This is a genomic window from Novosphingobium huizhouense (genome assembly GCF_020179475.1).
GTDB classification, from domain to species: domain Bacteria; phylum Pseudomonadota; class Alphaproteobacteria; order Sphingomonadales; family Sphingomonadaceae; genus Novosphingobium; species Novosphingobium huizhouense.
The window spans coordinates 499,518-511,337 of record NZ_JAILXZ010000001.1; the positions used below are offsets into that span (position 1 = coordinate 499,518).

Annotated in this window: 12 protein-coding genes and 1 tRNA gene; 10 read left to right on the plus strand and 3 right to left on the minus strand. The window is 68.6% G+C overall.

What is annotated here, in order from left to right; genetic code table 11:
* Nucleotides 1-2: 2 nt before the first annotated feature.
* On the minus strand, nucleotides 3-971 hold the full coding sequence (locus K3A85_RS02485) for a hypothetical protein (RefSeq protein ID WP_225204916.1): 969 nt from the start codon (nucleotides 969-971) through the stop codon (nucleotides 3-5).
* Nucleotides 972-1,131: 160 nt separating this feature from the next.
* Nucleotides 1,132-3,075, minus strand: coding sequence for an excinuclease ABC subunit UvrC (uvrC, locus tag K3A85_RS02490; protein ID WP_225204917.1), 1,944 nt, complete (start codon nucleotides 3,073-3,075; stop codon nucleotides 1,132-1,134).
* A 91-nt stretch (nucleotides 3,076-3,166) separates the two neighbouring features.
* Between uvrC and K3A85_RS02495 the strand changes: the two genes are divergently transcribed.
* Nucleotides 3,167-3,568, plus strand: coding sequence for a PilZ domain-containing protein (locus K3A85_RS02495; RefSeq protein WP_225204918.1), 402 nt, complete (start codon nucleotides 3,167-3,169; stop codon nucleotides 3,566-3,568).
* Between the two features lie 21 nt (nucleotides 3,569-3,589).
* Here the strand turns inward: K3A85_RS02495 and K3A85_RS02500 are convergent, their stop codons facing one another.
* Entirely contained in the window at nucleotides 3,590-6,196 is a 2,607-nt protein-coding gene (locus K3A85_RS02500; protein WP_225204919.1) for a porin family protein, read from the minus strand.
* Between the two features lie 251 nt (nucleotides 6,197-6,447).
* On the opposite strand from K3A85_RS02500, the gene infA reads away from it, so the two are divergent.
* From infA to K3A85_RS02545, 9 genes are all read left to right on the plus strand, one after another.
* Nucleotides 6,448-6,696: a translation initiation factor IF-1 gene (infA, locus tag K3A85_RS02505; RefSeq protein WP_225204920.1), complete on the plus strand. Its 249-nt coding sequence runs from the start codon at nucleotides 6,448-6,450 to the stop codon at nucleotides 6,694-6,696.
* A gap of 5 nt (nucleotides 6,697-6,701) precedes the next feature.
* The gene (locus K3A85_RS02510) at nucleotides 6,702-7,310 is read left to right on the plus strand and encodes a Maf family protein (protein WP_225204921.1); all 609 of its coding nucleotides are present in this window, start codon (nucleotides 6,702-6,704) and stop codon (nucleotides 7,308-7,310) included.
* A complete protein-coding gene (locus K3A85_RS02515) occupies nucleotides 7,303-8,295 on the plus strand; it encodes a ribonuclease E/G (protein WP_225204922.1) in 993 nt (330 codons plus the stop codon). Before K3A85_RS02510 ends, K3A85_RS02515 begins: the two co-directional genes overlap by 8 nt.
* Complete coding sequence (gene yacG, locus K3A85_RS02520; RefSeq protein ID WP_225204923.1) at nucleotides 8,292-8,465, plus strand: DNA gyrase inhibitor YacG; 174 nt, start codon at nucleotides 8,292-8,294, stop codon at nucleotides 8,463-8,465. Before K3A85_RS02515 ends, yacG begins: the two co-directional genes overlap by 4 nt.
* Before the next feature lie 118 nt (nucleotides 8,466-8,583).
* Nucleotides 8,584-8,659, plus strand: a tRNA-Phe gene (locus K3A85_RS02525).
* A gap of 166 nt (nucleotides 8,660-8,825) precedes the next feature.
* Nucleotides 8,826-10,052, plus strand: a complete 1,227-nt coding sequence (locus tag K3A85_RS02530) for a tyrosine-type recombinase/integrase (RefSeq protein ID WP_225204924.1) — start codon at nucleotides 8,826-8,828, stop codon at nucleotides 10,050-10,052.
* A gap of 28 nt (nucleotides 10,053-10,080) precedes the next feature.
* Nucleotides 10,081-11,040: a hypothetical protein gene (locus K3A85_RS02535; RefSeq protein ID WP_225204925.1), complete on the plus strand. Its 960-nt coding sequence runs from the start codon at nucleotides 10,081-10,083 to the stop codon at nucleotides 11,038-11,040.
* 125 nt (nucleotides 11,041-11,165) lie between these two features.
* The gene (locus K3A85_RS02540; RefSeq protein ID WP_225204926.1) at nucleotides 11,166-11,333 is read left to right on the plus strand and encodes a helix-turn-helix domain-containing protein; all 168 of its coding nucleotides are present in this window, start codon (nucleotides 11,166-11,168) and stop codon (nucleotides 11,331-11,333) included.
* Between the two features lie 5 nt (nucleotides 11,334-11,338).
* On the plus strand, nucleotides 11,339-11,815 hold the full coding sequence (locus K3A85_RS02545; protein ID WP_225204927.1) for a hypothetical protein: 477 nt from the start codon (nucleotides 11,339-11,341) through the stop codon (nucleotides 11,813-11,815).
* The last annotated feature ends 5 nt before the right edge of the window (nucleotides 11,816-11,820 follow it).

Here is an 11,820-nt window from a genome sequence, read left to right on the forward strand (position 1 = left end):
CGTCACTTGCTCCCGCCGCACGGTGCGATCGGAACCGCCATCAGTTCGTCGAACGCCCTGACCAGCGCGGCCTGCTGCGAGAACGTCGTCGCGGCCTCGGCCTGATAGGCGCGCGCTTCGGCGGCGAGCGCGTTCATCGCCTCGGTATCGTGGCCGAGGTCGTAGCCGTCGTAGATGCCCTGCAAGGTCTTGAGGTAGGCGACCGCGGCATCGTTGTTGCGCTTGGCCGCATCCACCGCCGGGCGGTAGATGCTGTCGTGGAACAGGTTGCGCGCCTCGGCCGAACAGAAGCTCGACGGCAGCGCGACATCGGGCACGCTGGCCATGTGCGGGCGCGGCGGCAGGCCATGGCGGTCCGACACCGGCGAGACCGCGGCGACCGCCGCGGGCAAGGCGGCCGGCGCGCCCGTTCCGGCTGCGCCGATCCCCGGCGCGGGCGTCTCCTGCGTGCGGGCGAGCTCGGCCAGCATCTGCCCCAGCGCCGCGCTCGCACCCGCCGCGGCGACCGGCGACATCCCAGGGCGTCCGGGAAGCCCGAGCGGCGCCGCCATCGCCAGCGCCGGCCCGCTGCTCGCGGTGGCGGCGGGCGCGGGCGCCGCTTCCCCGGAAACCGGAACCGGGAGCGGAGCCGGAGCCGCGAGCGGAGCAGCAGCCGGCAGGGACGTCGCCGCAGGGGTCGCAGCCACCGCAGGCACCGCAGCCACCGCCGGCATCGCCGGAGCCGCAGCGGGCGCGCCGGCGCGGCGCAGCGCGACCAGCTTCGCCCGCGCCAGCGCGGCGAACGTCCCTTGCGGATACTGCTGCAGATAGGCGTCGTAGAGCCCGGCATCCTCGCTCGCCCCGATCGACTGCCAGAAGGCGAGCTCGAAGGCGGTGCCGACCCCGTTGCCGCTATCCGCCAACGCCGACGGCGCCTGCGCCGCCAGCAACATCGCCAGGGCGCTCGCCCCGACCCAACCCCGCTTTGCCATCGAACCCGTCCCGTCGCTAAGGCAAGTCCCTGGACTTGCCCGTGTCTTCCTCAGCACGGAGACATTCGTTCAGCGACCTCGCCATGGCTTCAACAAGCGGGGTTAAGTCGGCGCTAACCGTAATCTTGCTTAGTGTGCCCGAGTGGCGAGGGGGCGGCGGTCAGCCGCCCGGGTGATAGAAGTCGTAGACCGCCTGCGCCACCGCGGCGCTCACGCCCGGCGCGCGCTGCAGGTCTTCGAGGCTCGCCGCGCGGACCTTGCCCGCCGTGCCGAAATGCAGCAGCAGCGCCCGCTTGCGCGCCGGGCCGATGCCCGGGATCTCGTCGAGCGGGCTCGCCGTGATCGCGCGGCTGCGCTTCTCGCGGTGCGCGCCGATGGCGAAGCGGTGGACCTCGTCGCGCAGCCGCTGGAGGTGGAACAGCACCGGCGAATTGACCGGCAGCATCTTCTCGCGCCCGTCGGGAAAATGGAACACCTCGCGCCCCTCGCGGCCGTGGTGCGGCCCCTTGGCGATCGCGATCAGCGGCACGTCCTCTACCCCCAGTTCCTCGAGCGCCGCCTTGACTGCGCTCATCTGGCCCTTGCCGCCGTCGATCAGCACGAGGTCGGGCCACATCCCGTTCTCGCGGTCGGGGTCCTCCTCCTGCGCGCGGGCGAAGCGGCGGCGCATCACCTCGCGCATCATCCCGAAATCGTCGTTGGTCTGCGCCGACCTGATGTTCCACTTGCGGTACTGGCCCTTGAGGAACCCCTCGGGCCCAGCAACGACCATCGCGCCCAGCGCATTGGCGCCCTGGACGTGGCTGTTGTCGTAGATCTCGATCCGCTGCGGCACCTCCGACAGCTCGAGGAACTCGGCCATCTCGCGGTTGACCCGCGCCTTGGTGCCGCTTTCGGCCATGCGCCGCTCGAGCGCCTCGACCGCGTTGCGGCTCGCCTGATCCATCAGCCGCCGCCGGTCGCCGCGCTGCGGCACCGATATCTCGACCTTGCCGCCCGCGGGCCCGGACAGCGCCTCGGCCAGCAGCTCGCCTTCGGGCAGGTCGCGATCGACCAGGATCAGCCGCGGCGGCGGCACTTCCTCGTAGAACTGCGCGAGGAACGCGGTCAGCACCTCGTCCTCCCCCAGCCCCTCGGTATGGCTGGGGAAGAACGCACGGTGGCCCCAGTTCTGCCCCCCCCGGATGAAGAACGCCTGGATGCCGATCTGCCCGCCCTTGCAGGCGAGCGCGAAGACATCGGCATTGCCCACGCCTTCGGCGTTGATCGCCTGGCTGCCCTGGATGAACGTCGCCGCGCGCAGCCGGTCGCGCAGCATCGCCGCGCGCTCGAAGTCGAGCGCTTCGGCGGCCTGCGCCATCTGCGCCTCGATCTCCTTCTGCACCGCGCCAGACTTGCCGCCAAGGAAGTCCTTGGCCTGGCGCACCAGCTCGGCATAGCTCGCCTCGTCGACGCGGCCGACGCACGGCGCGCTGCAACGCTTGATCTGGTAGAGCAGGCAGGGCCGGTCGCGCCGCGCCATGAAGCCGTCGTTGCAGCTGCGCAGCAGGAACAGCTTCTGCAACGCGTTGATCGTGGTGTTGACGCTGCCCGCGCTGGCGAAGGGACCGTAATAATTGCCCTTCGCCCGCCGCGCGCCGCGGTGCTTCTGGATGCGCGGAAAGGCGTGATCGGCGCGCAGCAGGATGAACGGGAACGATTTGTCGTCGCGCAGCAGCACGTTGTACGGCGGGCGGTAGCGCTTGATCAGCTGCGCCTCGAGCAGCAGCGCCTCGGCTTCCGAATTGGTCGTCACGATCGTCATGCTGCGCGTCTGGCTGACCATCCGCCGCAGCCGGTTCGACAGCCGGTCGACCTGGGTATAGTTCGCCACCCGGTTCTTCAGCGCCCGCGCCTTGCCGACATAGAGCACGTCGCCGTGCGCATCCTGCATCCGGTAGACGCCGGGCTTGGGCTTGAGCGTCTGCACCACTTCGCGAATCGCGGCGACGCCCGCCTCGATGTCGGGCTGGTCGGCGCCGCGCACGGCATGGGTCGCCTTGTCCTCGTTGAAGCGCTCGGCGGCGTTGGGGGTGGCAGGGGTTCCGGCAGGGGTGCGCGACATGCGCCCGAAATAGGAGCTGGACCCGCGTTACGCAAACATGCGGATGCCCTTGCAATCCCTCGCGAAAGCACCTTCGCCCCACGGGTCGGGGGTGTCCGCTCCGTTCGATCCGCCCCTCTCGCAGCAGTCCCCGGCATCGGCCGGACGCCGCGCCGATTCGCGCCTGCGGCTGGGAGCCGGCCTGCCCTGCCGCCTGGTCCTGCTGAGCGGCACCATGCCCGGCCGGGTGGAGGACATTTCCGCCACCGGCGCGCGGATCGGCATCGGCCAGATCGTCGCGATCGGCGCCGAAGGCGTGCTCGAGGTCAACGGCGTCGAAGTCTTCGGCGAAGTCGTCTGGTGCCGCTCGGGGCGGGTCGGCTTCCACTTCGAGGAAAAGCTCGCGCTCGAGCACCTCGTCCGCCTGCGCCACTTCTCCGACGGCTTTTCCGAGCACGAGCGCCAGCGCCGCGAACGCATCGCCCACGATTTCGTCAACGGCCGCCGGGTCTGACGACCCGAGCTGCGCCGTCGCTCAGAACTGCTTGCGGAACTCCAGCTTGATCACGCGGCCCGCCGGGTCGATGTAGCCCGGCTGGTAGCGCAGCGGCACCTCGCCATTGCCGTCGGTCACCCGCTGCTGCGCGTCGAACAGGTTGTCGATCCCCAGCGAAAGCCGCGCGCCCTTGAAGAACGGGCTCTTGTCGGCAAGCCCCGGAATCCGCCCGAGGTCCGCGAACAGGCGCGCATTGAACGTCGCGATCGCCGCGAAGTCGAGCCGGCTCGATCCCGGCGCGCCGCTCGCGTCGACATGGGTGCCGCCGGTATAGGTGCCGTTCACCCGCAGCCCGAAGCCGCGATAGAAGCCGCCGCCTTCAAGCTGGAGCGAATGGCGCGCCACCCCGCTGCCCGAAACGGCATCGCCGTCGAGCAGGTTCAGCACCTGCCCGCCCTCGACGATCTGCACCGTGTTGGTGAACTGGATCGTGTGAGTAAGCGAGAGGTTCCAGCGCCCGCGCCCGTCGCCACCACCGCCCGGCCCCCCGCCCGGCCCGCCGCGCATCCGGCCGAAGCCTCCGCCCGGTCCTCCCGGCGGCGGACCGCCTGCGCCCATTCCCGGCGGCCCTCCCCCCGGCGGCGGACCGCCCATGCCGCCCATCATCCCGCGAAAGCCGCCGCGCCGCTGCGCCATTGTCGGATCAGGCTTGCCGAAGCTGCCGCCAAGGTTGATCCCCCAGCGCAGCCGGCTCGACTTCTCCTCGGCGAAGGTCACCGGGCTCTGGTCGACCGAGACGATCCGCCCGTCCGCGCCGCGCACCACCCGCCCCGGGAACGCCGCCTCGACCTCCGGGGTCAGCAGCGGGAAGGCGTTGGTCGTGTCGGTCGAACGGTTGCGGAAATACTCGACGATCAGCGAGGAGTTCTTGAGGAACGGCAGCGTCCAGTTGGCCGCCAGCTTGATGTCGTGCTGGCGCTCCTTCCTGAGGTTCGGGTTGCCGCCGCTGATCACGTTCGCCAGCACCGTCTCGCCGCGGGTGAAGTCGTAGACCGCCACGCCCTGCGTCAGCGTCGTCGGCGCGCCGAGGTCCGACAGCCCCGGCGCGGCCTGCGTCGCGATAAAGCTCGCCGACAGGCTCAGCGTCTCGGTCGGCCCCCAGGTCAGCCCCGCGCCATAGTTGGTCAGGCTGCCGAAGTCGGACAGGGTGTGCACCTCGCCGTTGAGGTTGAGCGAGAGGTCCCCGATCGCGGCCCCGAAGTTCTCGCGCCGGCTGGTGATCGGCAGGTCGAGGCTGAAGCCGCCCTGCGCATCGCCGCGCGTCAGCCGCGTCTCGCCCGACAGCGTGCGCGTGTCGCTCGAACGGATGCCCGAATAGGCATAGCCCGCCTTGACCGTCAGCGAGGCCTCGCCGCCCGGCAGGCGCAGCGGCTGGCCCGACAGCGTCGCCAGCGTGGTCGCGCTGTTGGTCACGCTGCGCGCCCGGTCGCGGCCCACGCCGATCACGGCATCGCCGGGAATCGGTCCGTCCGCACCGAACGCGCCGCCGTCGACCAGCGCCTGAAGCCCCGACAGGTCGGCGCGGTTGTCGATCCGGCTGTCGCTCACGACATGGCTGCCGTCCGCGGTCGCCGACAGCTGCCACGCGCCCAGCGGCTTGTTGAGGCCCGCCCCCAGCGACACCGTCGTCGTCTGCCGCCGCGTGGTCAGCGCTTCGGGATCGAGTACCGAGCGGGCATAGGTCGTGCCGCTTGCGGGATCGGTCAAAGTGACGGTGTTCAACCCGTTGAGGCTCCTGGCGTCGTCGCGCTGGACCAGCGCGTTGAGCGTCAGCCCCGCCCCGCCGCCGAGCGGCTTGGCCCAGGTGCCGTTGAGCTGCGTGCTGGTCGTGTCCGACAGCAGCGTGCGATAGTCCGCCGGATCGGGGTCGCCCGCCACCGTGGCGCCCGCCGCAGGGGTCTGCGCGATGTTCCGCTCCGCTTCGGTCAGCGCGCTGCGCTTCTCGAAGCTGCCGGTCAGGTTGAGCCGCGCGCCCTTGTCGATCCGCGCGAGGGTGACCTCCTGCTTGGCGTCGACATACCCCCCGCGCGCCGGCAGGTTGAGGTCGCTCTCGCTGCCGAAGCTCCTGAAATTGTCCTTGAGGATGAAGTTCACCACCCGCTGGTCGGGGCGATAGCCGAACTTGAGCGCGACTTCCTCGGGCAGCACCTCCACCCGGCGGATCGCTTCGGGCGGAAGCCCGCGCATCTCGCGGAAGCTCGAAATGCGCATGCCGTTGAGCAGGATCACCGGCGCGCCGTCGCCACGGCCGCGGCCCGATCCGGTCTGCGGCGCGAGCGCGGCGAGCAATTCCTGGATCGAGCCCGCGCCGTACGAGGCGATGGCCTCCTCGTCGAGCGTCACCAGCGGCGGCTGCGCAGCCGAGACCTGGCCCTTGAGCCGCGTCGCCACCACCAGGATCTCGCCCGCATCGTCGATGCCGTCGCCATCGCTGTCGACCGGGATGGTCTCGCCGTTGACCGAGTTCGGCGCCTCGGGGTCCTGCGGTCCGGGTGCGCCCGGCGCCTGCTCGGCCGCCATGAGCGGTCCCGCCCCGGCGAGCGCGGCGGGCAGGGTCAGCATGGTCGAAAGAAGGAATCTGGTCATCGCTCTGCTTCGAAAGGGATCGGGGATCGGGGCAACAACCGTCGTGCTGCCGTCGTGGTCCCGGCGAGACAACGCGCGTTTGGTATCATTTTGTCGCGCCGCAGCATGGATCCGCGCTGAAACGCCCGGTCTTTTCTTTTGCTCCGGCGGGCGCTATGCGCGCGGCGCGCGGTCGCTTGTCCATGCCAGGTGTCCGTTTCAAGGCAACGACTTCAAGGCAGGCATCCAGCGAAAGGCGCCCGTTTCCGCCCATGGCGAAAGAAGAACTCCTCGAAATGCGCGGCACGGTGGTCGAACTGCTGCCCAACGCAATGTTCCGCGTGAAGCTCGAGAACGACCACGAGATCCTCGGCCACACCGCCGGCAAGATGCGCAAGAACCGCATCCGCGTGCTGGTCGGCGACGAAGTCCTGGTCGAACTGACCCCCTACGACCTGACCAAGGGGCGGATCACCTACCGCTTCATGCCAGGGCGCGGCGGCCCCGGCGGGTTCTCGTAAGGCGCGTGGCTCTGCCAGCCGCGCCCTCGCCGCCCGTTTCCGCTCCGCTGGTTCTCGCTTCCGCCAGCCCGCGCCGCCTCGAACTGCTCGCCCGGCTCGGGGTCACGCCCGATCGCGTCCTTGCCACCGACATCGACGAAACGCCGCTCCGGGGCGAGCTGCCGCGCGCCCACGCCGTGCGCCTCGCTGCGGGCAAGGCGCGCGCCGCCGCCGCGCTCGCGCCCGACGCGCTGATCCTAGCCGGCGACACCGTCGTCGGCGTCGGCCGCCGCATCCTGCCCAAGGCCGAGGACGAGACGACCGCGCGCGCCTGCCTCGCGCTGCTCTCGGGCCGCCGCCACCGTGTCTTCTCGGCGATCGCCGTGCTCGGCCCCGACGGCCGCCTGCGCGAAGCCCTGAGCGAGACCATCGTCCGCTTCAAGCGCCTCAGCGAGGCCGAGATCGAGTCCTACATCGCCGGCGGCGAATGGCGCGGCAAGGCGGGCGGCTATGCCATCCAGGGCAGCGCCGAGGGCTTGTGCGACTGGCTGTCGGGCAGCCATTCGGGCGTCGTCGGCCTGCCGCTCTACGAAACCCGCCGCCTGCTCCGCGCCGCCGGAGTGCCGCTTGCCTGAATGGCTCCACGAAGCCGGGATCGGCGAGGAGCGCGCGATCCTGGTCGAAGGCGCGACGATCCTCGCCGCACGGATCGACTGGGGCGAACCGCTGCGCGCCGGCCACGTCGCCATGGCCCGCATCACCCGCCGCATCGCCGGCACGCGCCGCGGCTACGCCCGCTTTGCCGACGGCAGCGAAACGCAGGTCGAGGCGCTTCCGCCCGAAGCCAGCGAGGGCCGCGAGCTGCGCCTGCGCGTCACCCGCGCCGCGATCGCCGAGAAGGGCCGCACCAAGCTTCCCCAGGCCCGCCCCGCCGCCCCGGGCGAAGCCGAGGGCCCCGCGCCCTCGCTGCTCGAGGCCCTGCGCGCCGAAGGCCACGCTGTGCGCCCGCTGCGCGTCACCGACCGCCATTTCGACGAAGCGGGCTGGCCCGAACTTGTCGAGGAAGCGCTGTCGGGCGAAGTCGCCTTTGCCGGCGGCAGTCTCGCGATCAGCGCGACGCCCGCGATGACCCTCGTCGACATCGACGGCCCGCCGCCGCTGCCGGCGCTGTGCCTCGCCGCCGTGCCCGCGATCGCCGCCGCGCTGGCGCGGCTCGACATCGGCGGCGCGGTCGGCATCGACTTTCCCTCTCTCCCCGAGAAGAAGGACCGCCAGGCGGTCGACGCCGCGCTCGCCGCCGCGCTCGACCATATGCGCATCGAGCGCACCGCGATGAACGGCTTCGGCTTCGTCCAGCTGGTCTCGCGGCTCGAACGTCCCTCGCTCGTCGCCCGCTTCGCCCGCGATCCCGCCGCGGCCGCCGCGCGCATGCTGCTGCGCCAGGCCGAGCGCGTGGCCGCGCCGGGCGTGCTCCACCTACTTGCGGCGCCATCCGTCTGCCGCGCGCTGCGCCAGGAATGGCGCGACGAGCTCGCCCGCCGCACCGGCCGCGCGGTTGTGGTGGAGGAGCGCGCCGGCCTTGCGCTTGCCGGCGGTTTCGCGCAGGCGGTGGCGCCATGACCACCCCGCCTCCCGCCTCCGGCAAGCGCTGCCCGATCTGCGGCAAGCCCCGCCAGGCCGAGCACGCGCCGTTCTGTTCGACGCGCTGCCGCGACCGCGATCTCGTCCGCTGGCTCGACGACGGCTACGCCATTCCCGGACCTCCCGCGGACCCGGAGGGCGAGAGCTGAGGCGCTGTAACCGCGCCGCAAAATTTCTGCACGCCGGGGCTGGACAAGCCCTGCCCCGTTCGCCATAGGCGCGCTTCCAACCGCCCGCCGCCGCCGACCAGGCCGCAGCGGACGCGATGCCCGGGTAGCTCAGTTGGTAGAGCACGTGACTGAAAATCACGGTGTCGGCGGTTCGACTCCGTCCCCGGGCACCACCACACTATTCGCCAAGCACCGCCAAAGCTTGTAAAAACCCCGGAAATCTGCTATTTTTGGCATCGGCCTTACCGCTGATGCCCGCCTTTGACCGTCGATAATCGGTCGATATTGGGGGCCTTTGTGGGGGCCTTGTGAAAATGCCTTATCCGAAAGGCCCCCACGATGCCCCTTAGCGACGCGACGATCCGCAACCTGAAGCCTCGCGACAAGGATTATCGCGTGGCGGATGAAAAGGGCCTCTACCTTCAGGTTTCGCCGGCTGGTGGGCGGCTATGGCGCATGAAGTACCGCACCGCGACAGGCAGCGAGAAAAAGCTGGCGTTCGGTGCTTATCCTGAAGTCTCGCTCAAGGCCGCACGCGATCTGCGCGATGAAGCCCGCAAGCTGCTTGCCGCCGGTATCGACCCGGCTGAGAAGAAGAAACAGGATCGCCATGCCGCGAAGGTGAGCGCGGCCAATTCGTTCGTTGTGGTCGCGCATAGCTACATCGCGAAGTGCAAGCGCGAAGGTCGCGCCGAAGCGACGACGACGAAACAGGAATGGCTGCTGAAGCTGCTCGATCGTGCGATTGGCCAGCGCCCGATTGCCGAAATCCAGCCGTTCGAAATGCTGGAAGCCGTGCGCAGGCACGAAACAACCGGGCGAACCGAAGCGGCGCACCGTGCGTTGCAGTTCGCCAGCCAAGTGTTCCGCTTCGCCATTGCCAACCAGCTTGCCGCATCCGACCCGACCCGCGACCTTCGCGGTGCGTTGACCAGCCACAAGTCAAAGCATCACGCAGCCATCCTTGAACCGCGCAAGGCCGGTGAACTGCTGCGCGCGATCGACGGGTATGACGGGCACCCTGTCACGCGCTACGCGCTACAACTGGCGGCGCTGGTGTTTGTTCGCCCCGGCGAACTCCGCCATGCGGAGTGGTCCGAAATCGATTCCAAAGCAAAGGTCTGGCGCATTCCAGCCGAGAAGATGAAGGCCCGCGCCGAACACGTCGTGCCGCTGTCGGAACAGGCGCTGGACGTGCTGGCCAAAGTGCGCGAACTGACTGGCGATGGCCAATATGTCTTCCCGTCGATCCGCACGCACCTTCGCCCGATGTCTGAAAACACCGTCAACGCAGCGCTTCGGCGCTTGGGCTATGCCAGCGATGAAATGACCGGCCACGGCTTCCGCGCGATGGCCAGCACGCTTCTGAACGAAAGCGGCAAGTGGTCGCCCGACGCCATCGAGCGGGCGCTGGCACACAAGGACAAGGATGCAGTGCGCGCTGCCTATCATCGCGGCGCACACTGGCAGGAGCGCGTCGATATGGCGCAATGGTGGGCGGATTTTCTCGATACGCTGCGCACCGGGGCTGAAGTGGTGCCGATAACCGCCGCACGCTTGGGATAGCCTGCAAGCAAGGTTTGGCAGATGCGACATGCGCCTGCATATTCGGCGTATGGTTGAACAATGGATTCCCGCCGCGCGTGCGGTTGAAATCGCGGGTTCCGCTTTGGCCCTCTGCAAGAGGCTGCACGCTGGGCAGGTGCTGTCTCGGGCAAGGCATCTCCATATTGGCGAGCGTTCCGGCGAGAACGTTATGGTGCCAAAAGAATTCTGGTGGGCTGAAGGCCACGAAGCGCTGGAGCAGGATTGGAAGTCGGGCGATTTTGAAACCACGATCGATCGTCAGCACCATGCACGAGCGTTGGGTGTGTCGATTGGCCTGAACGGCGTTCTGGACATGCTTGACTTCGAGCAGCGTGCGTTGGTCGCGCGAAGCCTGTCGGTAGCAGGGAACAGTGCTTGGGTCACAGCAAAGGAAGCCCGCCAAATCGCCTATGGCACGTATGGCGTGAACCCGATGCAATCCGGCGATGCGATCGTGGCAGCGGCAGGTCTCGGCTTCATTGCTGGACGCGCCGTGCTTGGCCAAGGTTCTACTGGCGCTCGCGACGAGATCGACTGGAGTTGGCAAGAACGCGAATGGGACATCCCCCAATGGTTCTGGACCAACTTCAGCATTGCGGGCTCAAGCAGCTTCGACTGGGTAACGGGCCGCTTTAGCGGCAACGGATACTCGCCAACGAAGCTGACATCGATCACGCTATCGGGCGTGTATTTCCTCAGGGCCAGCCTTGCAGCGTTGGCATCGGAACCTACAGCGCCGGACGATCAATCAACAGTTGCTCCCAAGCGGGGCCGCAAGCAGGAATACGATTGGGAGGCGGCAACGGCGAGAGTTTGGGGCCAAATCTTTCGCGGGGAACTTATCCCTGAAAATCAGGCCGATGTCGAAAAAGCGTTCCAACGGGCATTGTCGGTAGGGGATAAAGAACCCGGCGAAAGCACCGTCCGACCTTATGCAAACCGGGTATGGGAGGAGTTCAAGAAGTAGGCCGATAATTTTGCAGCCCGAATTGCTGGCCTATTTCTGGCCTTATCGTCCGACAAGCTGCGCTGATTCGCCGATGTTCCTTTGGACCCGCTGGCACCCGCCATGGTCCGAAAGGAGCAACAACAATGGAACGTCTCGCCTACTCGATCAACGAAACCGCCCGCGCCCTTAGTCTTGGCCGCACGTCGGTCTACGCGATGATTGCCGATGGCCGCTTGGAAGCCTTCAAGCTGGGCCGCCGCACGCTGGTGAAGGCGGACTCGATCCGCCGTCTGGTGGCAGGACAGGAGTAAGGCCGGTGCCTGCCCGCCGGGTCAATCCCTACAAGGTGAAGCTGCACCGCTTCTACAGTGTGCAGGAGCTGGCCGAATGCCTTGGCGTGCACAAGAACTCGGTGCGCACATGGCAGGGCGCCGGTCTTCAGGCGATCGACGGGAAGCGCCCTACGGTGTTTACCGGGGCAGTCGCCCGGGCCTTTCTGCTGGCTCGCCAGACCAGCCGCAAGCGACCTTGCCCGCCGGGGACAATCTACTGCTTCAAGTGCCGTGCACCGTCCGCACCAGCGCTCGGCATGGTGGAGTTCATCCCGGGCATGGGCACGACCGGCAACCTGACAGCGCTTTGCGAGACGTGCGGCACGGCCATGCACCGCCGCGCCAACGAAACGAAGATTGCCGCGATCATGCCCCGGCTGGACGTCCAAATCAGGCAGGCTCCTTCACGCCTAATAGAGCGCGCACCGGCTTCCCTGAACTGTGACAAACCGAAGGACTGACAAGC

Bases quoted from the DNA above. Each gene is read 5' to 3' on its own strand.
- K3A85_RS02500 (WP_225204919.1), bottom strand. From the start codon at position 6,196: ATGACCAGATTCCTTCTTTCGACCATGCTGACCCTGCCCGCCGCGCTC.
- yacG (WP_225204923.1), top strand. From the start codon at position 8,292: ATGACCACCCCGCCTCCCGCCTCCGGCAAGCGCTGCCCGATCTGCGGC.
- infA (WP_225204920.1), top strand. From the start codon at position 6,448: ATGGCGAAAGAAGAACTCCTCGAAATGCGCGGCACGGTGGTCGAACTG.
- K3A85_RS02485 (WP_225204916.1), bottom strand. From the start codon at position 971: ATGGCAAAGCGGGGTTGGGTCGGGGCGAGCGCCCTGGCGATGTTGCTG.
- K3A85_RS02535 (WP_225204925.1), top strand. From the start codon at position 10,081: ATGCGCCTGCATATTCGGCGTATGGTTGAACAATGGATTCCCGCCGCG.
- uvrC (WP_225204917.1), bottom strand. From the start codon at position 3,075: ATGTCGCGCACCCCTGCCGGAACCCCTGCCACCCCCAACGCCGCCGAG.
- K3A85_RS02530 (WP_225204924.1), top strand. From the start codon at position 8,826: ATGCCCCTTAGCGACGCGACGATCCGCAACCTGAAGCCTCGCGACAAG.
- K3A85_RS02540 (WP_225204926.1), top strand. From the start codon at position 11,166: ATGGAACGTCTCGCCTACTCGATCAACGAAACCGCCCGCGCCCTTAGT.